The organism is Paenibacillus sp. JT22N12, assembly GCF_056269365.1.
The window spans coordinates 882,709-907,039 of the sequence record NZ_JBWDNU010000001.1 but is presented as its reverse complement, the minus strand read 5'-3'; the positions used below and the strand labels follow the sequence as shown (position 1 = coordinate 907,039).

Genomic DNA, 24,331 nt, shown 5'->3' with positions numbered 1-24,331 from the left:
ATCTCCATAATCTTGTTTTACTTACCAGTATCGTACTTCTTCCTGTTTTTATACCTTTATCCATACCTTGAGCAAGCCGTCCTGCCTGTGATGACTGTCATATATGCGGGAAAAATGAATAGGAATAGATAGAGTTAGCGGCATGTCCAGCCTCTCTTAAAGCACGGGGAAGGCATGCAAACAAGCAGGAGGGACTGATGCTGGTGATGGAGCAGGCAACTCCGGTTATTGCGATATTGGGGATCGGTACGGCCGTCCCGGACTATAAAATGGATCAAAATGACGTTTCGCAGCGGCTGTCCGATGCGCTCCGGGATCATTCCGATTCCAGACGCTGGGCCAAACGGATTTTTAAGCAGTGCGCTGTGGAAACACGCTACACCTGCGAGCCGAATTTGCTGCAGGATGCAGATAGCTGCCGTTATTTTCCGCATAATTCCACTGTTGAAGCGCCATCTACCGCCCAGCGGATGCAAATATACAAGCGGGAGTCGGTTCCTCTTGGTATGAAAGCCGCAAGGGCTGCCCTTCAGGATAGTGGTATAGCGCCGTCTGAGGTGACCCACCTGATTACAGTCAGCTGCACGGGACAGTTTCTTCCGGGTATGGATGCGGCGATAACCAAGCAGCTGGGACTCAGCTCTACTGTTAACCGGATTCCGCTCAATTTTCTGGGCTGCGCAGCCGGATTGAAAGCTATTTGCCTCGCGAGGCAGCTTGCTGCTGGAGATCCAGCGGCACATATATTAATCGTCAGTGTCGAGCTGTGTACGCTGCATATCCAGCCCTCCAGCAAGAGGGAAGCACTTTACGCGGCTTCATTCTTCGGAGATGGAGCGTCCGCATGTATTGTCGGTCCGGCTCGCACCGCCCACAAGGGGTTGTTCCAGCTGGGAGAAGAGCTTTCCGCCTTGCTGCCGGACTCGTCCGAAGAAATGGTCTGGGAGGTTGGCGTTCACGGCTTCGATCTGTATTTGTCCACGGTGATCCCCAGACTGATCGGACAAGTCATTCCAGCGGAAGTGAAACGCCTGCTGCCGGATGACGTTATGCCTGAATTATGGGCGATCCATCCCGGAGGCCGGGGAATTGTCGATGCCCTGCAGGAGGCGTTCGAGCTTACAGATGAGCAGACAGCACCGAGCCGGACCGTGCTTCGCGATTACGGGAACGTATCCTCAGCCACCCTATTGTTCGTGCTGGACGAGATGAGGCGGACGCTGGAAGCAGCCGGTTCAAGCCGGGTAAGCGGGCTTGCGCTGGCATTCGGACCAGGGCTTACGGTGGAAATAATCAAATTCACCTACCTGCCGGCCACCATTATTAAAAAGCAGCCTGTTGTGAGTTCAAGTGTTTAAAGGGTTGAGGCAGCGCGCCGTCGAGCCGGAACTGATGGATGACTTCGCAAGAGGCGGCCCGGAGCTGCGCGAGGCGCTGCGGCATTTGCGCCGCTTGAACCGGATCTTCGCGGCTGCGGCGCCTACACTCCTCGGAGTCAGACGATTATGGGTGGATGCAGGAAGGCCTGCCTCCTTGTCCATTCTGGATGCGGGCTCCGGCTCGGGAGATGTGAACGCACATCTTCTGAATTGGGCGGACAGGAACAAGATTGCCATGACCATCACTTTGGTTGATCTTACGGAGGAAGCCTGTGTGGAAGCCAGGATACTCTTCCGGAACGAACCGCGGGTCAAGGTGATCCGGAAGGATTTGTTTGCCCTGCAGGAAGGCATTGCGGACGTGGTAACGGGAACGCAGTTTGTTCACCATTTTCCGGAGGACGAGCTCCCCGGGGTGGTCGAAAGGCTGCTTGACGTGTCGCGTCTCGGAGTTGTGATCAATGACATTCACCGCCACTTTATACCTTGGTCGGCGGTATGGCTTACGGCGCGGCTGATTTCCAAAAACCCGTATATCAGGCATGATGGACCATTATCGGTGGCAAAAGGCTTTCGATCATCTGATTGGAGGAAGCTTCAACTGGCTCTTGAAAATCCCCATATGACCTATTCCTGGCGGCCTTTGTTCCGATATGCTGTTGTCATTCAAAAGACAAGCCCTAAACGATCCTTCCATAGGAGTTGGAATGTATGATGTATGACGCCATTGTGCTGGGTGCGGGAATTGCCGGAAGCAGCATGGCCCTGTCGCTGGCCGGGCAGGGCTGGAACACGCTGCTGGTTGACCGGCATTCGTTTCCCCGCCATAAAGTGTGCGGCGAATTTCTCTCTCCGGAATCCCAGAGCATGCTGAAGGCGCTGGGCTTGCAGGAAGCGCTGGATCAGATCGGTCCTTGCTTGATCACCCGGACGCGTCTGATCTTCAATCGCGGGAAGCCGCTGGAAATCCCGCTGCCCGGGACGGCGCTTGGAATAAGCCGCTATCGGCTGGACTCCGAGCTTCACCGCGAGGCGCTGCGGGCCGGTGTCCAGGTGCAGACGGACACAACCGTGACCTCCGTCTATACAAGCGGATCGGGATACCTCGTTGAGGCCATGCAGAGCAAGCGAAGGGTCTCCTATCAGGCACGGATTGTCATTGCCGCATGGGGCGCTAATCCGCGCGCGGGTCTTCCCGGCAGCAATCAGCCCGAGCGTTCCTTAAAGGACAGGTATATGGGGGTGAAGTCCCATTTTTCGGTAATCGGTAAGGAGCCGGTTGTCGAGCTGTATTTTTTCCCTGGCGGGTATCTGGGAATTTCGCCGGTCGAGGACGGCTATGTCAATGCAGCCGCTCTTCTGCGGCAGGGGACATTCGGGCATACAGAAGACAAATCCGTTCTTGGAATGATCCATGCCGCAGCTGGCAGAAATTCACGGCTGTCCGGGCGTCTGGCCGATGCTGTTCCGGCTGCGGGCACGCAAGCGGCTGTCGCGCCGGTCAATCTGAAGCGGGAGCTGCTGGCCTGGAATGCTGTTCCCCAGGTGGGCGACGCAACGGTCTTGATTCCGCCATTATGCGGGGACGGCATGTCAATGGCTTTGCGGTCGGCAGAGCTGTGCGCTCCTCTTGCTGGCGGCTATCTGCGCGGGAAAATTTCTCTCCAGGAATGGGAGCATCTCTACACACAATCGGTTCTTCGCGAGTTCCGGCGTCCTCTGCGATGGGGAAGACGGCTTCAATGGATGTTCGGCGTCCCTGTGCTGCCCCGGTTGGTATTGGGCGCAGCGCAATTTACGCCCCGGCTGGCATTCGGCATGGTTCAGGCAACAAGATTGAGCGATTATTCGTAGAAATACATCCGTTAGGAGCATGGTTATGGGCTTCCATCTGCTTGCGGTGATGTCGCTTCGCCATCCGAAAATAATCCTTCTCCTCTGGGCGGTCTTCCTGGCCTTTTTTGGGTTCTTTGCTTCCCGGCTGCCTGGTGTTCTGCAGGATCACGGCCTTTCTCCTTCAGGAGCCAGTGAACAGGTCAAGCGGATTCTCGCAGCTGACTTTCATATCCCCGAGGAGCCTGTTATTCTCGTATTCGAGAAGAGAGCATCGGTATCTCCGGTAGTATTCAGACGGTTCATTGAGCAGACGATGCGGCAGCTTCAAGCTGCAGAAGGAGTGAATCAAGCATGGTCCCCAATTGACGGGGCCGGAAGAATGAGGGGGAATTATGCCTACGCGCTGCTATCTTCCGATATTGGGATCAGCGATCGGGCCTCAGTTCTGGAGGATTTGCGCAGCAGGCTGCCGGTTGACCGGGATATGGCGGTTGGCATAACCGGGAAAGCGCCGGTGCAGGCTGATGTCAACCAGGCAAGCGAGCATGATATGAGACAGGCGGAGACAATCGGAATCCCTGCCGCCTTTATCATTTTATTGCTCGCTTTCGGTGGCATCGCAGCGGCCGTCATCCCTGTGATGGTTGGATTAACAGTGGTTGCAGGCTCTATGGGGATCATGTACATGGCCGGAACCCAGATCGGACTGTCGAACTTTGTCCTGAACGTAATCCCGATGGTGGGACTTGCCCTCAGTATCGATTTTGCCTTGATGCTGGTCAGCCGTTTCCGGGAAGAGCTGACGAGCGGCGAGGTACTGGAACAAGCGATGATCACAACGATGAAAAGCGCAGGGAGAGCAATCTTGTATTCCGCTCTAAGCGTGTTTTTTGGACTGCTCGGGATTTTGTTTATCCCGCTGCCTATTTTTACGACTGTCGCTATCGGGGCCATGACGGTGCTTGTTGTGTCGGCGCTGGCCGCACTAACGCTGGTTCCGGCACTGCTGGCCATGCTGTGGCCTGCGATTCAGGTGAAGCGGAGCTCTGCACGGACGATCCGTAGGACCCCTGTCTGGCATGCATGGTCATCCTTTATCATGAACAGACCACGCCGGTCTGCTGTGCTGGCGTTCTTCCTTCTGGGCATCTGTATTCTGCCTGCTGCAGGTATGAAGCTGGTGGTCCCGGATGCCGGTTCCCTGCCGCCAGACTATAAGTCCCGCCTGGCCTTCGATGTTTATCAAGCCGAGTTTGTTTCCCCTTCCGTTTCAACTGTCTATATCGTGGACGGGGAGGAGCGGCAGGAGCAGGACAATCGGAATCCGATCGATCCCGGCCCGCTCACCCTCGCACTGAAAACCGATCCCCGTGTGCTTCGGGTGGATGAGCTCAGGGGTGAATATCCGTCGCTTCAAGTGATGCTCGCCGGAGAGCCTTCTTCACGTGAAGTGATGTCCTGGCTCAGGGAATGGGAGTGGCGGGGGGCTGCATCAGCAAGCCCGTTCCTGTTGGGAGGAGAAGCCAAGTATCAGCAGGAGGTATACGATGCAGTCTTTGACCATATCCATCAGGTTCTGGCATTTATCTTTGTTTCCAATTTTGCCGTGCTGTTCTTCGCATTCCGCTCCGTTCTGATTCCCCTCAAGACGATTCTGATGAATTTTATGAGCATTGGCGCTTCATTCGGCATTCTCGTCTGGGTCTTCCAGGGAGGATTCTTCGGCATGGGGCCGGGCAGCATTGCAATCATGATTCCTGTTTTTATATTCGGACTGGCTTTTGGCATCAGCATGGATTATGGCGTATTTCTGGTATCGCGGATTTATGAGATCCATCGGCAAACAGGCGATAATGAGTACTCGGTAAGATGGGGACTTGTCACAACAGGCAGAATTATTACTTCGGCTGCCGCAATCATGGTTGCAGTCACTGCTCCATTTGCTTTCGGAGAGGTTGCCGGTGTGCGGCAGCTGGGTGTTGGCATTGCAGCGGCTGTTTTTGTCGACGCGACGGTAATTCGCCTGATACTGGTGCCCTCCCTTATGAATTGGCTTGGCAAATGGAACTGGTGGGCGCCCCGTTGGCTGAAATAAAGGCATTGCCGTGCCCTTATTCAGAGGCGCTGTTTTGATTGATTTAGCCAGAAGATGTATAATAAAGACAATCAAGAGGAACATGGATAACGCACAAGCAGCGGGTGGTATGACCGTTATGCCGTGTGCTTTTTATTAAAGCTGGTTTGACCTTATCTGACCAAGTGTAGGGGGTGGAGCCGATGGCACAGGCAAAGGATTATTATGCTATTCTTGGCGTTGACCGCAAGGCAAGCAAGGAAGATATCAAAAAAGCCTATAAAAAAATGGCTAAAGCCAATCACCCGGACGTGAACAAAAAGCCTGAAGCGGAGCAGCGCTTCAAAGAAGGACAGGAAGCTTATGAAGTGCTATCCGACGATGAATCAAGGGAAAGCTACGACCGCTATGGGCAGCATTGGCGCGAACGGACTCATGCCGGACAGTCGGCAAACGGAGGTTATGGGCAAAGCGGCGGCTTCAACGGGCAGGGGGCGGGAGGAAGCTTCCGCACGGCCAATTCCCAGGCGGGACAAGCGGACTTTGATGATCTGTACCGGCAGTTTTTTGGAGGATCGCAGGCCGGGCGCGGTTTTTTCAATGAAAACGGCTGGGATACCCGCGATGATCCGGCGGACCAGGATGCCGCTTTATCCGTAACGCTCGATGAAATCGTCCGGGGAGGCAAGGTCCGCGTTCAAGTGGGGGAGAAGGAATTGAACATCACGCTCCCGGAATCTGTAGCCAGCGGCCAGCGTATCCGCTTGAAGGGAATGGGCGGCGTCACCGCAAAAGGCATCAAAGGAGACTTGTATGTAACCTTGCAGATCAAACCGGATCCGCAGTATGCGGTCGATGGTTACGATCTTGCCGCGAAGCTGCTGGTAGCTCCCTGGCACGCGGCGCTTGGCGCGGAGGCGAAGATTCGCCTGCCCGGCGGGAGCATGCTGAGTGTGAAGGTGCCGCCAGGTATCGGCGCAGGGCAGAAGCTGCGGCTATCGGGCAAAGGGATGCGCAAGCCTGATGGAACTGCCGGGGACCTCTACATTACGGTGGAGGTAACCGTGCCCAGCGCAGGCTCGGAGAAGGTGAAGGAGCTGTACAGCGAGCTGGCCAAGGAGCAAAGCTTTGATCCGCGGCTTGCTTGATTGAGTGAGGCGTTTGCCCCTTGTGATGGAGCGCATGATGCGGAGAATGGTTTGCAGCTTCATTTCGCGGCGGTCTCATTCGCGCTTACAACACCAGCTCATATTGACAGATCCAGTTATTGGAGAAAGGACGGGGAAGCCCGCAGATGTCCGTTCAGGGACTCGACAGGGGCCGAATAAGCCATGATACAAGAGGATGTTAAACGCTGTCCCATCTGCGGCGGGGACAACAAATGCGGAAATCCGGCGGGTGATCCGCAGGGCTCGTGCTGGTGCTACGGGGCAGTATTTCCCGAAGAATTATTGGAACGCTTACCGGCAAGCCAGGTGAGAAAATCCTGTATTTGCAGCACTTGTCTCGATAAACATCTGAAAGAAGCAGAGCAGGCGTGACACAACATAAGGGATAAGGTGCTGACATCTACGGATGACGAGAACCTTATCCCTTTTCTGTGATTGAGCGCTTAGGCCAGAGCTGATTTTTATTTCCGGCGCGCATCTTTAAGAGCGGCAGAATGGCGGCCGGTTCAAATCTGACCCAGCGGCGATCGGGGAAGCAGCTGCGGTACGGGGCAGACAGTTTTAGAAAACGAGAATTCTCGCGCCAAACTCCAGATGCTCGATCATTTTAGCCCGTGCTTCTTCCGGCTTATTCGCCAATATGAACTCGAAGATGTCGCAGTGGTCTTCATAGGAGCGTTGAATCCTGGCGTTATCCTTCTTCAGCACGCCCAAAGCGACGAGGAAGAGCTTGTCCTGGAGCTGCTCCATCGTCTGGACAATTTCCTGATTGTCGTAAAGAATCGCGAGCTGGCTGTGGAACAGCGTGTCCGCCTTGGTGAAGGCAGCGTAATCGAGATTCTGCTTATGCTCGTTTTGCTCCGCCAGATTGTTCCTGAACCAGGCGATCTCCGATTCCTCCCAGATGCGCGAAGCCAATTTATAAACAATATGACCTTCAATGGCGATCCGGAAATCAAAAAAATCAACGACTCTCCGGAAGGAATGCTCAGGCAGGCTGAGTCCCTTGTTCGGCGAGTAGAGCACAACGCCTTCGGCAGCCAGACGTTCCAGCGCCGCCCTGATCGGGGTGCGGCTCATCTGGAGCAGCTCGACCAGATACTTCTCCGTCAGATGTCCGCTCGTGTGAATATCTCCGCTCATGATCAGCTCACGAAGCTGGGCATAAGCTTTTTCCTTCAGTGTAACGGCCATGTCAGTCCTTCCTTCCTTCCAGTTCCAGTGAATTCAAATATGCGATGCTTTCGGCCAGCCAGCGGTTCTCCAGGGCAATTGTATCCTCAACGGAACCTTGATAAGGCGTCCAAAGCTCCAATATGGCCGTCGGATTCCTGTCGCGGCGCATGATTTCCTTCCACAGTCCGGGAATATCCAGGCGACCTGCCCCTGCCGGCGTACCGAGGATGACGAAGCCCATTTGGTGATCGACGCGTGTGATTTCGAAGTCCTTGATATGCAGGTTCACGATGAAGGGGGCCAGCCCTTGAATAACCATTTCCGGGCCTTCTAGCGCGCCGAAGGAATTGACGGTATCGAGACAGCAGCCGGCATAGGCGCTGCCGAGTCCCTGCAGCAGACCGGCAAGCTGTGCTGTTGTATGAAGCCCGTGATTCTCGATTGCAAGAGTCACCCCGGCCGCTTCGAAAGCAGGAAGAATGCTTTGAATTTCCTGACCGGCCTCGTCGATGCCCGGTCTTGTAATCAGCGTGCGCACAAGGACAGCATCCAGCTGCTGCGCTATGGACAAGTACCGGAGAAGATGGGCAGGCTCCGTGCCGCGCGTTCCAATTTCAATCTGCACGCCGCAGCTTTCAGCCGCTTTCCGGATCTTTGCAAGCTCCGCGGTGCCGCAATGTTGAAGCGGCAGATTATCCGCAATCTGCACCAGCTCCAGACCGTGCGAGGCGGCAAGCTCGATCAGGCCAATTGCGCCAAGAGGACGGACCGGTGCGGAATATCCGGGTACGCCGATGGACCAAGTAAGCGTATAAGTACTGAGACCAAATTTCATAAATGGCTCCTCCATTATTGAATACAATTCTAGATTAACAGCTGGAAAGAGCGCATGTCAATAAAATAAATATTTATTGTATACAATTTGAATACAATGTTGTATTGTGTATTCGTAAACGATTTTTGGTTGAGGCATATCAATGGGGCGAGTCAAACACTGGTGGACGGCTGAATCCGGCTCTAGCCAGCGAGCGGTGAGCACTGCAGGCGGCATTGGCGCCGGCCGGGGATAGGCTGCCGGTCAAAGATGATCATTACAGGTACAGGAAAAGGGGGATTGCCAAACGCATATCCGGGTAGGCCACTGCTTCCAAATGGACGGGATGCCCGAATCAATATGTATGGGGTTAATCACAACGAGATGTATTTGATTTGAGTTGTAAGCGCTTCATAAAAATCTGCCTGAGAAGAATCATGCGCAAGGCTGGCGTTATCAATACAAAATTAGATCTGGGAGGTTTGCGCTAGTGATAAAAAAATGGTCTCTATTGTGTCTAGCCATGCTTATGATCGCCGCAATCGTTGGTTGTTCCAATTCAAATGGTAACAATGCAGGGGGTAACGAAGGAGCAGCAGAGGGCAGCAATGCAGCCGACCCTTCAGGCAATGAACCAATCACCTATACGTTCGGCAGAAATTTGAATGAAAATGATGAGAATATCGCCAAATTGAAAGAGCAGACCGGAGAAACGCTTACCGACAACCGCTGGACCCGCATGTTCAAGGATAAAGTGGGGGTAACGGTTGAATACAAAATGTTGGCCCCTGATACTACGTCGTACGATCAGAAGCTCAAGCTGTCCATGGCTTCGGGAGATCTGCCGGATATATTCCAGGTCGACCAGCCAGCCGATATGAAGCAGCTGATGGATGCGGGAGCCGTTGAGGAAATGGGTCCTCTCTACGACCAGTACGCCTCGCCGCTGCTCAAAAGCATCATCGAAAGTGAAACGGACCGGATCTTCGAGCCCGTCACAAGCGACAGCAAAAGATACGGCATTCCGCTGAAGATGCCTTCAACCAATGGCTATAATCATCTCTGGATCCGCGAGGACTGGCTGACCAAGCTTGGCCTCGCACGTCCCAAAACAATGGATGACGTCCTTGCAATTGCAAGGGCATTCGCGAAGAACGACCCTGACGGCAACGGCCAGGACGACACCTTCGGTCTGGAAATCGACAATGATTTCCGGTACAACATGCAGGGGCTGTTCTGGGCTTATAACGCTTACCCTCTCAATTGGATCGAGAAGGACGGCAAGGTGGACCGCGGTGTCGTACAGCCGGAAATGAAGGAGCCGCTTGCCCTTCTCCAGACGATGTTCAAGGAAGGTCTGCTCGACAAGGAATTCGGGTCGAAGGACAATCCCAAAGCAATGGAATCCGTAGCAGCAGGCAAGACAGGCATGTTTTACGGGCCGCATTGGATGGCGTTCACTGCGGAGAAGACACTTGCGAATGATCAGGCGGCCAAGTGGATCGTTGTTCCGCTCCCGACCAAGACTGGCGATAAACCGACTATTCCATTGAAGATTGCAGCCGACGGCTGGTTGGTCGTGAAGAAAGGAACGCAGCATCCGGAGAACCTGATCAAAATGATGAATGTTTACGTTGAGGCCTTGTTTGGCGAAAATGCCGAATTCAACAAATACTTCGGCGAGAATGGCGTGGACGGGATTTGGTGGATGTCTCCGGTATACACGCTGGATCCGATGATTGACCTTAAGGGACATCAGGATATCAAGCAGGCGCTCAAGGATGGTACTACGGACAGCCTGAAGGGGTCAGGGCAAGGCTTCTACAAATCCATGGAGGACGGCAACTGGTCCATCTCGATGATGTTCGGCCCCACAGATACGCCGTTTGCGTTCATTGACGATACGTATCCGGATCAGGTTATGTGGGATGCGTACTTGGGTGCTCCGACGCCGACCGAGGTTACAAGAGGAAGCTCGATGGATGAGCTGATCGTCACGACGCTCACCGGCATCATTCTGGGCAAGACCGATGCGGATAGCGGATTTGACAATATGGTGAAGGAATGGAACAATCTCGGCGGCGAGCAGGTCGTACAGGAGGTAAACGCCGCATTGGGTAAGTAAAGACAGCAAATTTGCGATGGATCCTACGCAGGTGCCTGGATGGCATTGCAAGGGCACCTGCAGCTGTTATCTATACTATAAGCTGGAATGAGGGAGCTGCATGCAAACTGAAATAACGGCCCCGAAGAAGCTGAAAACCGGCGCAGTCGGGGGTAAATACAGGAAGAAAAGAGAGCTGCCGCTCCATCTGATGCTGCTTCCGGGACTGGTTCTTGTTATTATTTTCTCATACATCCCGATGATCGGCGTTACGATTGCGTTTCAGAACTTTATACCGCTCAAGGGTCTTTTCGGTAACCAGGACTGGGTTGGATTTGGCAACTTCAAGTATGTTTTTTCGATGCCGAACATTTGGCAGGTGATTTGGAACACATTGTTCATTGCCATTATGAAGATCGTTATGGGACTGATCGTACCGATCACATTCGCCTTGTTATTGAATGAAATCCGCAATGTGCTGTTCAAGCGTGTCATGCAAACCGTTATTTATTTTCCTTATTTTCTTTCGTGGATTATTTTGGGCGGCATTCTGGTCGATATCTTATCCCCATCCGGAGGTATCGTGAACAGCTTCCTGGGCATTTTCGGAATCAAGCCGATTTATTTCCTCGGTGAGAACAGTTGGTTTCCGTATACGATGGTCGCTTCCGACGTGTGGAAGACATTTGGCTTCAACACCGTTATTTATCTGGCGGCGATTACGAGCATTGATCCTTCCCTCTACGAAGCGGCTGCCGTGGACGGCGCGGGCAGATGGAAACAGACCTGGCATGTCACGCTGCCGGGCATGCATATGATCATCGTACTTTTGATGGTGCTCAGTCTCGGAAGTGTACTGGATGCGGGTTTCGATCAGATCTTCAATCTGTACAGTCCGCAGGTCTATGAATCAGGCGATATCGTCGACACGATGGTGTACCGCATGGGACTTCTGCAAGCTCAATTCGGCCCATCGACTGCCGTCGGATTATTGAAATCCTTCGTGTCCTTTATCCTGATTTCGATATCCTACCTGACTGCATACCGCCTGTTCAACTACCGACTTTTCTAAGGAGGGAAGACTATGCCCGCAAGACAAACGACAGGGCAAAAAGTATTCAACATATTCAACATTATCTTCCTGTCTCTGGTCTGTGTCCTTTGCTTCATTCCGTTCATCCATATTCTTGCGATTTCCTTAAGCGACAACTCCGCCGTAACGGGAAATCTGGTACGCTTCTGGCCCGTTCGCTTCACGTGGGAGCCCTATTCATACGTTCTCAACCGGGAGGCATTCTGGCGGGCCTTCGGCATCACGCTGGAGCGGGCGGCAATCGGTACCACCTTGAACGTCGTGCTGGTTATTCTGCTGGCCTATCCGCTGTCCAAAAGCAAGGAAAAATTCCGCATGAGAGCGGTGTATGTGTGGGTGTTCTTCTTCACCATGCTTTTCAACGGCGGTCTGATTCCGACCTATATTCTGGTCAAGGAGCTTGGCATTATGAATACGATCTGGGCGCTTGTGCTGCCTGGCGCCGTGACGGTGTTCAATGTTATTCTCATGTTGAACTTCTTCCGCCAGGTTCCGGAGGAGATGGAGGATGCGGCCAATATTGACGGCGCCAGCCACTGGAGAACGCTCTGGCAGATTTACGTACCTGTCTCCACGCCGGCAATCGCCACGATTACGCTGTTCTGTCTGGTCGCACACTGGAACTCCTGGTTCGACGGATTGATTTATATGCAAAATGCGAAGAACTATCCGCTGCAGAGCTATTTGCAGACGATTGTTGTGAAATTCAACTTTGCCACCATGTCGGCCACTGAAGCTGAGCGATTAGCCAAACTGAACGACCGCTCCGTTAAAGGCGCGCAGATGATTGTTGCCGCTATTCCGATCCTGCTTGCCTACCCGTTCCTGCAAAAGTATTTCGTCAGCGGGATCCGGCTCGGCAGCGTGAAAGGTTAATTGCATAATAAATCCCAATAAGAGAGGTTGATAGTTACCATGACGACAAGCAGCAAACTTCAGAAGTTGAAAGTCAGCGACAACCGGCGTTATCTGGCACAGGAGGACGGCACTCCGTTCTTCTGGCTGGGCGATACAGCATGGGAGCTATTTCATAGATTAAATAAAGAAGAGGCGCTGGAATATTTGCAAAACCGGGCGGAAGCGGGCTTTACCGTTATTCAGGCTGTGGCCCTGTCAGAGTTCGAGGGTCTCACCGTTGAGAACGCATACGGCAGATTGCCCCTGCTTCAGAACGGCCAAGGGGAATACGATCCGCTTCTGCCCGATCTGGCGCAAGACGGGGCATACGGCTATTGGGATCATATGGATTTCATCATTAATACGGCAGCGGAGCTGGGACTCTATATCGGGCTTCTGCCCACCTGGGGGGACAAGTTCAACGGCATGTGGGGCAAAGGTCCGGAGATCTTTACGAAGAGCAATGCCAAGGCATACGGGGAGTGGATCGGCAGCAGATACAAGGCGAACAGCAATATTATCTGGATTCTTGGCGGAGACAGGCCGCTTGTGACCAGCAAGCATTTCGATGTTATCCAGGGCATGGCGGAAGGGATTAAGCAGGCGGATGGCGGAGAACACCTGATCACGTTCCATCCCATGGGCGGAAAATCCTCATCGCAGCAGCTTCATGACGAGAGCTGGCTTGATTTCAATATGATTCAATCCGGTCACGGTGCGCTCAACACCGCCAATAACGAGCATGTTAGCCACGATTATGGATTGGCTCCTGTCAAACCGACCCTGGATGCCGAGCCATGCTATGAGGATCACCCGATCAATTTCAAGGCATTGAACGGCTACTTCGATGCGGCGGATGTCAGACAAGCGGCATATTGGGCTTTATTCGCCGGCGCATTCGGACATACGTACGGACATCACAGCGTCTGGTCGATGACTACGGAGCAAAGCGATTATTTTATTATGCATTGGAGGCAGGCCATCGTCCGTCCGGGTGCCATGCAGATGCGTCATGCCCGCAGGCTGATCGAATCCAGACCGTTCTTTGACCGTATTCCGGATCAAAGCCTGGTTATCGGCAATGATAGCGGCGCCAATCATATCCAGGCAAGCCGCGGCGCCGACTATGCCTTCATCTACAGCCCGAATGGACTCCCTTTCCAGGTCAGGATGGGAATCATTGCGGGGGAGAGTATCCGTGCGAGCTGGTATGATCCACGGACCGGCGAGACGCAGCCGGCAGGCCTGTACAAGAACGAAGCGGAGGTCAAATTTTTCCCGCCATCAAGCGGAAGAAACGACGACTGGGTTCTGATCCTGGACGATGATTCCAAGGGCTATGCGGCACCTTAAGCTCAGGAGTTGAAGGACAGGGACATTCGTCTTAGCCATATTCAGGATACCACCGGCGCGATTTTCCCGGTTTGCTAATCCGGCATACTCAAATTCATCTATAATCAGGAGGATTTATGCGTACACAAACGATCGCGCTAATCGGCGCCGGCGGCAAAATGGGATGCAGAATTGCCGATAATTTGAAAAAAGGAACATTAAATGTTCATTATGTGGAAATCAGCGAACGGGGCATCGAACGGCTCTCCGAACGGGGACTTGCGACAACTCCCCAGCAGGAAGCGCTGATTGATGCGGATATCATTATTCTGGCTGTGCCGGATGCCGCTATCGGCGACGTGTCTGCCTCCGTCGTGCCGGCTATGAAGAAGGGCGCTATCTTAATGATGCTCGATCCGGCGGCAGCTTATCTCGGCAAGCTTCCACAGCGGGGGGATATCACCTATTTTGTCACGCACCCCTGCCACCCGCCTGTATTCAACGATGAAGTAACGCCCGAGGCGAAACGGGATTTCTTCGGCGGCGTCGCTGCGAAGCAGGCTATCGTATGCGCTCTGATGCAGGGACCCGAGGAGCATTATCAAATTGGCGAAGAGTTGGCCAGGGAGATGTACGCCCCTGTCATGAGGTCGCACCGGATAACCCTGGAGCAGATGGCCATGCTTGAGCCGGCAATGGCAGAAACGATCGGTTCGATGGTGGTGACGATTCTGGGCGAGGCCATGGAGGAAGCGGTGAAGAACGGGGTCCCTTACGAGGCGGCCAAGGATTTCATGCTGGGACATATCAACATCCAGCTTGGCATCGTATTCGAGAAAGTAAACCCGTTCTCCGACGCTTGTCTGATCGCGATCGATTACGGGCGCAAAGCCATGATCAAGGAAGGCTGGCAGGACCTCTACAAGCCCGAGAAGATCTATGAGCAGGTAGACATGATGCTTCATCCGGACAGAGCGGAAGGGCTGAAATAATGGCAGTGGAACAGGAGGCGCATGGCATGTATAAGGTTGGACTGGTTGGCACCGGCTTCTGGTCCGGGAAGCATCTGAAGGCATGGAGCCGGATTCCCGGTGTTCAGATTCATGCCCTGTGCAACAGAAGCACGGAGAAGCTGGTGAAAAAGGCCGACGAATACGGGGTTCCTCATGAACGTCTATACAGTTCGCTTGAAGAGATGCTGGCGAAAGCGGATATTGATATTGTCGATCTCGTCACCCCTCCCGAAACGCATCTTGCCATGGTCAGAACGGCAGCCGCGGCGGGCAAGGCTGTCATGTGCCAGAAGCCCTTCGCACCGAGCTATGAGGAGGCGGAGGCGATAGTTGCGGCCGCCCGGGATGCTGGCGTACGCCTGATGGTGACCGAGAACTGGCGCTGGCTGCAGCCCATCCAGACTATCAAGCAGGTGCTGGATTCCGGCGCTCTTGGCGATATTCGTGTCGCCCGGTTCATCCATTCGGATTTCTTCACTGAACGAATGGTGCCGGGGGCGAGCCTCCCGCAGCCGTTCCTGGCGGAAATGCCCAGACTGATGTTCTATGAAATGGGCCCGCACTGGTTCGATACGTGGCGTTTTCTCTTTGGGGAACCAAAGAGGCTTTATGCGGAAGCCAGGTCGTTCAGCAGACATGTAAATGGGGAGGATTCCGGCGTCGTCACGCTGGGATACGATGACTTTTACGGAATGATGGACCTATGCTGGGTATCGCGCCGGGAATTGACGGGACCCGTCATTGAAGATCAGGTCGATGCCCGTTTCGTCGAGCATTTCGTTGTCGATGGAAGCAAAGCGACACTTAAAATGTATGGAGATCAAGGGAAAATCGTTATCATCGATAATAACGGCTATGAAACGGTAGTGGCGGAACAGACGGAGCTTGATCATGAGGAAAGCCACTTCCGGCTGCAGACGCATTTTATCGACTGTCTCACATCGGGCAGGCCATTTCAGACCTCGGGAGACGACAACCTCCGAACGCTCCGGCTGGTATTCGATACGTACCGCAGCATTGAAAGTCATCAAGCGGTTCAGATTGAACCCTAGATCAGCGCAAGCGTGCCATTCCAGTCATTGCAGAGTGAATTCTTTGAATTCAAAGCAGGCCGCTGCGGCAGCAGCATATCGGGAAAGCCCATATATTTGGGTTTTCTTTTTTTTGGACTATTTTGTCTGATTGGGTGATTTATACTATAGTTATGCTATAACTTTCACTTGATCGTTGAGGTGGGCAAACTGTCTGGTTTTTTTGAAAATACAACGGAAATGGAAGCCGGGATTAGCGGGCGGGATGTGATCAGCTTGTATCTGACAGCCGCTGACGGCCCCCATGAAGAGGCCGGACGCGTTACGGACGAGCTGGTGGCAGCTCTGCAGGCCGTTATCTACTCCCTCGACGAGCGCTGGAAGAGGGGTTCAAGAAAGCCGCCGGCTTTCATTGTCGCAGATAATATCTTCAAAATAAGGGAGCGCGGCGATCATGCCGTCCGGCTTGCCTCCCAGGGTACTGCTGATCTGTTCGGAGTGACCTCGGCAACGCGTGCGGCAGGGAATATGGTCAGGCTGCTTGGCGATACCGGGGACCTGAAGGCGCTTCAGGAGCGGCTTGGAAAGTTGCCCCTCATGGCTGCCGCCGCATATGAGCATTTTTTGCGCGTTTTGCTGGATCTGTCTGCTTCCGCAAGCATCGAATGGGCTGCGCCAGGCGGTGAGCGGAATTCTGTGGATCTGAGCATGCGCCAGCTTCAAGATGGCTGCGGATTGATCAATGAAACAACCGAATCGGCGGATAGGTTTCGCGTGAAGGGGAGCTTGATCTTGTTGAATCCCGCCAGACGAATATTCCGGATGGAATCCGAAGATGGCCGCTTATATAAAGGAAGGCTGTCAGACGATCTCAGGCTGCAGTACAGTTTCAAAGAGGTCAATGTCCCCGCGCTGCCTGTCAGGGCGGAGGCGCTTATTGAGAGACAAACGGTCGTGAAACCAAGGCTCGATGTGAGAACGGTGACAGATATCCTTGTCGAGATTGACATGCATCCGGGTCTGGATGTCGGGGAAACCTTGTATTCTCTGAAAGAGCTGTACGGAGGACTGGCTGTTTCCGCTGGCCGTGAAACGGAGTATATGGCACATCCCGGCATATCAACGGAAGATTACAGCGGACTTGCAGAATTGCTGGATCAGCTGATGGACAGCAGCCCGTTGAAGGGAGCGCGCGGCGCGATGGACGCTGCCGACGTATCAGCCGTATACGAGCTGCTGGCCCAGGGAAGGCCGATCGGCAGGCTCGCCCAGTTCGACACGCATTCGCTTCTTGCCGATGATGACTATGACCGGAGTCCGGCAGAAAGGGCGGCCAGTCAGAAAGCCGCCGCGGAGCTAATGAGGCTGACCACAGCCGCGTATTCCGATATTGCCCAGCTTCAGAAGAGGCTGTCCAGGATGATCCGGGCGCTGGAAGAGGCAGAGGCTACGCAGGAACCGGATAACGCCTGAAGTCCCCGCAATTGGCGGATTATTTCAATGTCCGAGCTGTCTGTTCAGAACCTGGGAAAATAGCAATTCATAAGAAATCATCTCATATTCTCTATGTTATACTCAGATCGAATATAGAGTTAAACAGTTCAGGCACTGGTAAGCTGCTTGTAAGGGAGGGCGCCAAATCAGCAAGTGTTCAATGTCCGGGAGCTTAAGATCAAGGGAAAGAATGGCAAGCTACTAAACCATAGAGGTGATCGGTTATGGCAGTGACGGCAGATAAAATTTTTGTGAATTTACCGGTTAAGGATTTGAACAAAAGCGTCGATTTTTTCAGTACCATCGGTTTTGAATTCAACCCGCAGTTTACCGATGAGAATGCAACATGCATGATTGTCAGCGAAAATATATTTGTTATGCTGCTGGTTGAAAGCTTCTTTAAAACCTTCACCACCAAGGAAATTGCCGATACAGCAAAAAGCACGGAAGTCATTGTGGCATTGTCGGCGGCGAGCAAGGATAAGATCAATGAAATCGTAAACCGCGCTCTGGCAGCAGGCGGAACGCCTTCCAGCGATCCGGTGGATCTTGGTTTTATGTACCAATGGAGTTTCCAGGATATTGACGGTCATCTCTGGGAGTTCGTGCATATGGATGAAAATGCAGTCAACCCGGAACAAGGCTAAGGTTTGAAAATGGGTATCCTCATAGCTGGCAGGAAACGGCCGGCTGCCATAAAGAACCATCGCAAAAATCCGCGATGGTTCTTTTGGTTTATTCAGAACGCCTGCACAATTTAAACCATTTTGCGGGGTATCATTTTTTCGCAGCCAGCCATTTTGCCAGATTGGCAATTTCCTCATCGGTCAGCTTGCCCTCAAAGCCCGGCATCCCATTGCCGCCCTGCACGATTTGGGTATAAATGCTCTCTTTGTCCATGCTGCTTCCGACGGCTGTCAGATTGGGACCCATTCCGCCCTGGAGCTGATCGCCATGACAGGCGACGCAGTTGCTCTTGAACACTTCTTCCGCCGCCTGGGCATCCACCGGGATATCAGGTATGGAAACAGCAGGCGGTTCATTCCCCGCTGTCTCCTCTTCCTTGGCAGGAAGGTTGAACAGCAGCAAACCGACACATAATGCGCCTGCGATACATACTAAAACAAACATCGTCCATTTTTGCATGGCCATCTCTCCTTATGGTGTATTCGAAAGTCAGGCACCTTTCTCGTCGACCAGCGTACGGATATCCTTGAGAATCAGCTCATTGTCCATATCATTACCCATCCGGTAGACCTTGCGAACACGCTGCTTGTCGTCAATCAGCAGCAGAGAGGTGGCTGTATGTACGAATGTGCCGTCGGGCATCTTCGTGATGGAAATGCCAAACTTCTCCGCGAGCTTCTTTGTGTCTTCTTCCTTCCCGGTGAGAATGGACCAGCCGGACATGTCCATGCCAAGCCTGTCGGCATATTTGCGCAGAACCTGCGGCGTATCGTTGGCAGGGTCGAAGGAGATCGCCAGGAAATTCACTTTACTGCCGAACAGGGCCTCTTTCTTGAGCTCCTCCTGTATTTGCACGAGATTGTAGGTCGTTGCGGGACAAATATCCGGGCATTGGGTAAACATAAATTCAATGATGTGAACATTCCCCGTGTTGTTCGCGCTGTAGGTGAATGGATTTCCGTCCAGACCCTGAAGAGTGAAGTCCGGTGAATCCATGACAACGGGAAGCTTGCCGGTATTATTGCCGAGCATACTGTAAGCGAAATAACCGGCCATGACGATAAGCAGAATGACGACAGCGACAACAAATTTCCGATCCGATTGTTTAATTTTCAAAATCAAGGCCCCCAGACGCTTGCAAGATGTGTTTCATTCTAGCAAACCCTCTGTTTCCGTGCTATGACCCGTTTGGGCTATGCGCTGCGGCAGCCCGAAGTCTCCGCCCCCGCAGGGAGCGGAATTCAGCCATGATTCGGATTTTTTCGTTTCACACAATATTCACAAACAGACAGGGTTAAGAGCCAGAAAAAAAACGCGCAAACCACGTGGGCTGCGCGTTTCATATACTCGTGCGGGTTGAGAATGGGCCTTGGGGTCAGTCAGGATACTGAGGGCTGGCCGACGGTCATCGCTTCCGTCTCCACATCGTCATAGATCCGGATGTTCAGCACCAGTCCGATCGAAATCATGTTAATCAATAAGGATGTGCCTCCATAGCTGATGAAAGGCAGGGTGATCCCGGTGATGGGCATAATGCCGATCAGCATTCCGATGTTCTCAAAGATTTGAAACAGGAACATGGCGGAGATTCCCGCTATAATGTAGATGCCCCTTTTGCTTGAAAGGCTTAGAGAGATGATGGTCATCCGGTAAATCAGGAAGAAATAGAGCATGAGCAGTATGGAGCAGCCGAGGAATCCGAATTCTTCCCCGATGACGACAAAGATAGAGTCGGAATAGGTATACGGGACGCGTCCGCTTTGAATCGAGCTTCCCTTGAGATAGCCGTCCCCTTCGAGCGACCCCGATCCGATGGCAATGACCGCACGTTCCACATGATAGGTCGCTTTCTCGGAGGCCTGCTCCGGCAGCAGCACGGCATCGATCCGATCGAGCCAATAGGCTTTGCCGTAAGAAGTCATGAAGGTTTTCACTTGTTCATGGTATGTGATGTAGCTGTACAATGAAGCGCCGCTTACCACGGCGACAACGACAAGACCGATCAGGGCATGCCGGTAACGGATATTCCCCATCCAGCAAACCACGATGAAGATGATGACATATCCGATGGAGTTACCCAGATCCGGCTGCATCAGCACCAGCAGGAACGGAACGAAGGTTATGACGCCCATCGGGATAACTTCCTTGAGCAGACTGAGCGATTCCACCTCGCGCTTGGAGAGAAAATAGGCCAGAAACAGAATCAGAAGCAGCTTGCAAAGCTCGGCGGGCTGAAAGCTGAACTGGCCGACCGTGAACCAACCCTGGGCATTGTTAATGGTTTGTCCCCGAAAAAACAATAAGACCAGGAGACCAAGCCCAATTAAATATAGAATAGGGGACAGCTTCAACAAAATTTTATAATTGAAAAACAGCATGCCAAAAACGACGGCGAAGCCCAGTACATAAAAATAAATCATTTTTATATAGGAGCCGGCAAAGGTGGGATCCTTCCATGTTGCGCTGTATATGCAGAATATACTGATTGTCATAAAGACAAGCAAAAGGAGCAAAATCATCCCGTCCAGCTTGCCTAGTATTTTCTTAAGCAAAAAAACCATCCTTGACCTCCCGGAAATACAGCGATATAAAATAGACGATAGAGCAGGGCATAAAGTTACGATTTTTAGCTGCTGCAATTATCCGAATACCCATTAAGCAATATTATCATAATCCAACTCTTTAATCGAACTTTGCAGACGCTGATATTTTCACAAGCTTGTATAGGCTTATAGAATAAATTGATTAGCCGCAGGGAAGAGATGATGATACAGTTGTTTTACGATTCCAATTAAAACAATGCGGATATTTAAACATTACACAGCAGAGGTGAAAACATGAGCGAAATATATCGTCTGGCCGTCCTTCAGGATGCTCCCAGACTGCTTCACATTATCTACGAAGCCTATGCAACGATCCGGGAGCTTGAGCTTCATTGGCCCGCGGCGAATGCGGATCTTGCCCTGATTGAGGATAATATAAGGCATAATGAATGTTATGTGCTGGAAATTGACGGTTTGATCACAGCCACGGTGACGCTGTCCAAGAACGGCGAAATCAAGTCCATAACCGATCTTCCTTTCATCAAGTGGTTTGCCGTAGATCCGGCTTATCAGGGCCGGGGCTTCGGAGGCAGGCTGCTCACATGGGTGGAGGAAACGGTCATAGGCGAGCGCCTGGGCGCATCTGCGGTAACCTTGGCGACGGCGGAGAAACATCCCTGGCTTCTGTCCATGTATGAACGCAGAGGGTATGAACGTTTTCATGCCTTCGAAACCGATAATGGGGACGGAACGATGCATCTGCTCCGTAAAGCCATTCATCCCGGGGCACTTTGAAAGCCATCCCGGAAGCTAACGCGGCGATAGCCGTTGCACCTCTTCCTTCAAGAGTCAAAAAAAACGCTGCAGGCTTGAATGGTCCATTCCAGGATCATTCTTTTTTTTGCAAATAGATATTTACAAATCTATAAATATAGATATAATATGAATATGGAACATTTACTTGTTTTCAAAGCGCTGTCCAATGAAACCCGACGTCAGATTTTGTTATGGCTCAGGAATCCCGCTGAACATTTCGGCAGGCATTATGAGACGGACACCCAAACCAAACCGGGCGTGTGCGTAAAGGATATTCAGGAGAAGGCGGGGCTTGCCCAATCTGTCATCTCGAGTTATTTGCATACGATGCAGAAGGCAGGTCTGCTGGACTCAGAGCGGGTCGGGCAGTGGACGTATTACCGCCGCAACGAACAGACGATTCGCGAATTTGCCGAGTACATAGAGAAGGAGCTTTAGCAGCCAGCCTTCCATCCCATTTTTTTTGAGCTTTTATATCTAGAATATTAGATATCTGGATTTTCGTAAGTATGATTAGAGGGTTAAAGGAGAATATAGGAAGAGCACGCCTTTGGTTTGGTAGCTATTTTTAATTACTTTAACAATAGGAGGTAACAATCATGGATTTGCAATTAAAAGGTAAGACTGCGCTGGTAACCGGATCAACCGCCGGAATTGGCAAGGCGATTGCGGCCGCATTGGCCCGTGAAGGAGCCACCGTGTTAATTAACGGACGCCATCCGGATAAAGTGAATGCTGTCATTCAGGAGATCGGAGCGCAATATCCCGGTTCCATGCTGAAGCCCGCGGCGGCTGATCTGGGGACGGAGCAGGGCTGCCAGGACATTATCGGACAGTTTCCCGAGATTGAGATCCTGGTCAATAATTTGGGGATATTCGAGCCTGCTGATTTCTTTGAGATCCGGGATGAGGACTGGTTCAGATTTTTTGAGGTCAACATAATGAGCGGAGTCAGGCTGAGCCGTCATTATCTGAATGGTATGATCGGGCGCGGAGAAGGAAGGATCATCTTCGTGGCAAGCGAATCGGCTATTGTGCCGGCGCCGGAGATGGCCCACTACAGTGCGACCAAAACGATGCAGCTCGCCGTGTCGCGCAGCTTGGCGGAGCTTGCCAAAGGAACCAATGTGACTGTCAATGCCGTCCTGCCGGGTTCTACGCTGACTGAAGGGGTGGAGCAGATGCTGGAGACGCTGTATCCGGAAGGGAATTTATCCGTTGCCGAGGCGGAAAGAAAGTTTATGAAGGAAAACCGCCCGACTTCCATCATTCAAAGGCTGATCCGTCCTGAGGAGATCGCTGATTTTACCGCGTTCGTTTGCAGTCCGTTAGCCTCTGCCGTTAATGGAGCCGCCTTGAGAGTGGATGGTGGATTGGTCCGAAGCGTTATTTAATGGTCATCTGAAAGCTTGCATCATTGCTTCAGTCATAATGAGTGGAGATGCACGCTTTCTTTTCTGCTGATAACATCTATAAATCTATATAAATAGAAAAGAGGATAATCATAATGGATAACCATTCTCAATATGCAGCATCGGAACCGGGCAGCCGGGCAGCAAAGAATAATACAGCTCTTGTAGTGGGGGCACAAGGTATTATAGGCCGCAATCTTATCAATTATCTTGAGGGAACAGGAGATTGGGATATTATCGGGTTGTCCAGGCGGGGCGGGGAGGCGGCAGGCCATGTCAGGCATGTGGCGGTGGATTTGCTCGATCAGCAGGATACCCGTGAGAAGCTGGGAAGCCTCAGCCAGGTTACGCATATTTTCTATGCGGCTTATCAGGACCGTCCGGGCTGGGCTGAGCTTGTGGAACCGAATCTCAGGATGCTGGTCCATGCGGTTGAAGCGATTGAAGAGGCTTCTCCCCACTTGACGCATATAAGTCTGATGCAGGGCTACAAGGTGTACGGCGCGCATCTGGGTCCGTTCAAGACACCGGCCCGTGAGACGGATGCCGGCCACATGCCGCCTGAATTCAATGTCGATCAGCAGAACTATCTGGAGAACCGGCAGAAGGGCAAAAACTGGACCTGGTCGGCTATCCGCCCTTCGGTTGTCGGAGGCTTCGCGCTTGGCAACCCGATGAATCTGGCTGTAGCGATCGCCGTCTATGCCTCGATCTGCAAGGAACTGGGACTGCCGCTGCGTTTTCCCGGCAAGCCGGGGGCCTATGACAAGCTCCTCGAAATGACCGATGCCGGCCTACTTGCCAAGGCCACCGTCTGGGCTGCCACAGACATACGCTGTGCGAATCAGGCCTTCAACATCAACAACGGCGATTTGTTCCGATGGAGCGAAATGTGGCCGAAAATCGCCCGCTATTTTGATCTGGAGACGGCGCCGCCCCTGCCCATGCAGCTTGATGTCGTCATGGCCGACAAAGCGGGCTTGTGGGATTCGATGATCGGGAGGCATGGCCTTGAACGGCATGCCTATAAGGATGTATCCTCCTGGGGCTTCGCTGACTTTGTCTTCTCCTGGGATTATGATCTGTTCGCAGACGGATCGAAGGCGCGCCGCTTCGGCTTCCACGAGTATGTGGAGACGGAAACGATGTTTATGGATATTTTCGACGATTTGCGCAGGCGCAAGGTGATTCCTTGAAGAAGGAACGTACGGACGAACTGCATCATGCACTCTTCTTTGTTTTATTATTGCTGCGCCGGATATGGCAAACCGCTGTATAATAGCCGGCCTCAGGCAGGAAAGCAGGAGGCAAAGTAGAAGTAATTCTAAGATAAGCAATCGCTTTCAGCATGAAGAATCCTGTTTTCGTCCCCATGGCGGCAAGCAGGCTTCTTCACCAAGAACTTATAGAAGGATATAGATGTGAATCATTATATAACTTCTATAAGTTAAAAAAGGAGAG

At 52.5% G+C, this 24,331-nt stretch carries 23 protein-coding genes; 18 read left to right on the top strand and 5 right to left on the bottom strand.

Features of this window, described 5'->3' with window-relative positions; translation table 11 throughout:
• The first annotated feature begins 206 nt into the window (after positions 1-206).
• The 6 genes from AC0YOA_RS03740 (at position 207) to AC0YOA_RS03715 (ending at position 6,830) form a co-directional block, all read left to right on the top strand.
• On the top strand, positions 207-1,358 hold the full coding sequence (locus AC0YOA_RS03740) for a type III polyketide synthase (protein ID WP_475785799.1): 1,152 nt from the start codon (positions 207-209) through the stop codon (positions 1,356-1,358).
• Positions 1,351-2,094, top strand: coding sequence for a methyltransferase domain-containing protein (locus AC0YOA_RS03735; protein ID WP_475785459.1), 744 nt, complete (start codon positions 1,351-1,353; stop codon positions 2,092-2,094). The genes AC0YOA_RS03740 and AC0YOA_RS03735 overlap by 8 nt, the downstream gene beginning before the upstream one ends.
• Positions 2,091-3,233: an NAD(P)/FAD-dependent oxidoreductase gene (locus AC0YOA_RS03730; protein ID WP_475785458.1), complete on the top strand. Its 1,143-nt coding sequence runs from the start codon at positions 2,091-2,093 to the stop codon at positions 3,231-3,233. The genes AC0YOA_RS03735 and AC0YOA_RS03730 overlap by 4 nt, the downstream gene beginning before the upstream one ends.
• Positions 3,234-3,258: 25 nt before the next feature.
• A complete protein-coding gene (locus tag AC0YOA_RS03725; protein ID WP_475785457.1) occupies positions 3,259-5,310 on the top strand; it encodes an MMPL family transporter in 2,052 nt (683 codons plus the stop codon).
• Between the two features lie 182 nt (positions 5,311-5,492).
• On the top strand, positions 5,493-6,437 hold the full coding sequence (locus AC0YOA_RS03720; RefSeq protein ID WP_475785456.1) for a DnaJ C-terminal domain-containing protein: 945 nt from the start codon (positions 5,493-5,495) through the stop codon (positions 6,435-6,437).
• 183 nt (positions 6,438-6,620) lie between these two features.
• Positions 6,621-6,830, top strand: a complete 210-nt coding sequence (locus AC0YOA_RS03715) for a cysteine-rich CWC family protein (RefSeq protein ID WP_475785455.1) — start codon at positions 6,621-6,623, stop codon at positions 6,828-6,830.
• A 189-nt stretch (positions 6,831-7,019) separates the two neighbouring features.
• Here AC0YOA_RS03715 and AC0YOA_RS03710 read toward each other — a convergent pair whose 3' ends face one another.
• Together AC0YOA_RS03710 and AC0YOA_RS03705 are read right to left on the bottom strand one after the other, a co-directional pair.
• Positions 7,020-7,652, bottom strand: a complete 633-nt coding sequence (locus AC0YOA_RS03710) for a GntR family transcriptional regulator (protein WP_210039347.1) — start codon at positions 7,650-7,652, stop codon at positions 7,020-7,022.
• 1 nt (position 7,653) lies between these two features.
• Positions 7,654-8,469 carry a sugar phosphate isomerase/epimerase family protein gene (locus tag AC0YOA_RS03705; RefSeq protein ID WP_475785454.1) on the bottom strand — a complete coding sequence of 272 codons (816 nt, stop codon included), beginning with the start codon at positions 8,467-8,469 and terminating at the stop codon, positions 7,654-7,656.
• A 469-nt stretch (positions 8,470-8,938) separates the two neighbouring features.
• On the opposite strand from AC0YOA_RS03705, the gene AC0YOA_RS03700 reads away from it, so the two are divergent.
• The 8 genes from AC0YOA_RS03700 (at position 8,939) to AC0YOA_RS03665 (ending at position 18,059) form a co-directional block, all read left to right on the top strand.
• On the top strand, positions 8,939-10,573 hold the full coding sequence (locus AC0YOA_RS03700; RefSeq protein WP_475785453.1) for an extracellular solute-binding protein: 1,635 nt from the start codon (positions 8,939-8,941) through the stop codon (positions 10,571-10,573).
• A 190-nt stretch (positions 10,574-10,763) separates the two neighbouring features.
• Positions 10,764-11,624: an ABC transporter permease gene (locus AC0YOA_RS03695; protein WP_379113148.1), complete on the top strand. Its 861-nt coding sequence runs from the start codon at positions 10,764-10,766 to the stop codon at positions 11,622-11,624.
• A 12-nt stretch (positions 11,625-11,636) separates the two neighbouring features.
• Positions 11,637-12,521, top strand: a complete 885-nt coding sequence (locus AC0YOA_RS03690) for a carbohydrate ABC transporter permease (protein ID WP_475785452.1) — start codon at positions 11,637-11,639, stop codon at positions 12,519-12,521.
• Between the two features lie 39 nt (positions 12,522-12,560).
• Positions 12,561-13,895 (top strand): glycoside hydrolase family 140 protein, encoded by a 1,335-nt coding sequence (locus tag AC0YOA_RS03685; RefSeq protein ID WP_475785451.1) that lies wholly within the window; start codon positions 12,561-12,563, stop codon positions 13,893-13,895.
• A 116-nt stretch (positions 13,896-14,011) separates the two neighbouring features.
• Complete coding sequence (locus tag AC0YOA_RS03680) at positions 14,012-14,866, top strand: phosphogluconate dehydrogenase C-terminal domain-containing protein (RefSeq protein WP_475785450.1); 855 nt, start codon at positions 14,012-14,014, stop codon at positions 14,864-14,866.
• Positions 14,866-15,939: a Gfo/Idh/MocA family protein gene (locus AC0YOA_RS03675; RefSeq protein ID WP_475785449.1), complete on the top strand. Its 1,074-nt coding sequence runs from the start codon at positions 14,866-14,868 to the stop codon at positions 15,937-15,939. The genes AC0YOA_RS03680 and AC0YOA_RS03675 overlap by 1 nt, the downstream gene beginning before the upstream one ends.
• 219 nt (positions 15,940-16,158) lie before the next feature.
• On the top strand, positions 16,159-17,391 hold the full coding sequence (locus AC0YOA_RS03670) for a hypothetical protein (protein WP_475785448.1): 1,233 nt from the start codon (positions 16,159-16,161) through the stop codon (positions 17,389-17,391).
• Between the two features lie 245 nt (positions 17,392-17,636).
• On the top strand, positions 17,637-18,059 hold the full coding sequence (locus tag AC0YOA_RS03665; RefSeq protein WP_475785447.1) for a VOC family protein: 423 nt from the start codon (positions 17,637-17,639) through the stop codon (positions 18,057-18,059).
• A gap of 130 nt (positions 18,060-18,189) precedes the next feature.
• On the opposite strand, the gene AC0YOA_RS03660 is transcribed toward AC0YOA_RS03665, so the two are convergent.
• The 3 genes from AC0YOA_RS03660 to AC0YOA_RS03650 form a co-directional block, all read right to left on the bottom strand.
• Positions 18,190-18,558, bottom strand: a complete 369-nt coding sequence (locus tag AC0YOA_RS03660) for a c-type cytochrome (RefSeq protein ID WP_475785446.1) — start codon at positions 18,556-18,558, stop codon at positions 18,190-18,192.
• Positions 18,559-18,588: 30 nt separating this feature from the next.
• Positions 18,589-19,215, bottom strand: a complete 627-nt coding sequence (locus AC0YOA_RS03655; protein WP_475785445.1) for an SCO family protein — start codon at positions 19,213-19,215, stop codon at positions 18,589-18,591.
• 263 nt (positions 19,216-19,478) lie between these two features.
• Positions 19,479-20,660 carry an FtsW/RodA/SpoVE family cell cycle protein gene (locus AC0YOA_RS03650; RefSeq protein ID WP_475785444.1) on the bottom strand — a complete coding sequence of 394 codons (1,182 nt, stop codon included), beginning with the start codon at positions 20,658-20,660 and terminating at the stop codon, positions 19,479-19,481.
• A 276-nt stretch (positions 20,661-20,936) separates the two neighbouring features.
• On the opposite strand from AC0YOA_RS03650, the gene AC0YOA_RS03645 reads away from it, so the two are divergent.
• The 4 genes from AC0YOA_RS03645 to AC0YOA_RS03630 all read left to right on the top strand — a co-directional run bounded on the left by AC0YOA_RS03645 (position 20,937) and on the right by AC0YOA_RS03630 (position 24,066).
• On the top strand, positions 20,937-21,437 hold the full coding sequence (locus AC0YOA_RS03645; protein WP_475765847.1) for a GNAT family N-acetyltransferase: 501 nt from the start codon (positions 20,937-20,939) through the stop codon (positions 21,435-21,437).
• Between the two features lie 153 nt (positions 21,438-21,590).
• Positions 21,591-21,896 (top strand): ArsR/SmtB family transcription factor, encoded by a 306-nt coding sequence (locus AC0YOA_RS03640; protein WP_475765851.1) that lies wholly within the window; start codon positions 21,591-21,593, stop codon positions 21,894-21,896.
• A gap of 161 nt (positions 21,897-22,057) precedes the next feature.
• A complete protein-coding gene (locus AC0YOA_RS03635; protein WP_475785443.1) occupies positions 22,058-22,852 on the top strand; it encodes an SDR family NAD(P)-dependent oxidoreductase in 795 nt (264 codons plus the stop codon).
• Between the two features lie 113 nt (positions 22,853-22,965).
• Complete coding sequence (locus AC0YOA_RS03630; RefSeq protein WP_475785442.1) at positions 22,966-24,066, top strand: SDR family oxidoreductase; 1,101 nt, start codon at positions 22,966-22,968, stop codon at positions 24,064-24,066.
• The last annotated feature ends 265 nt before the right edge of the window (positions 24,067-24,331 follow it).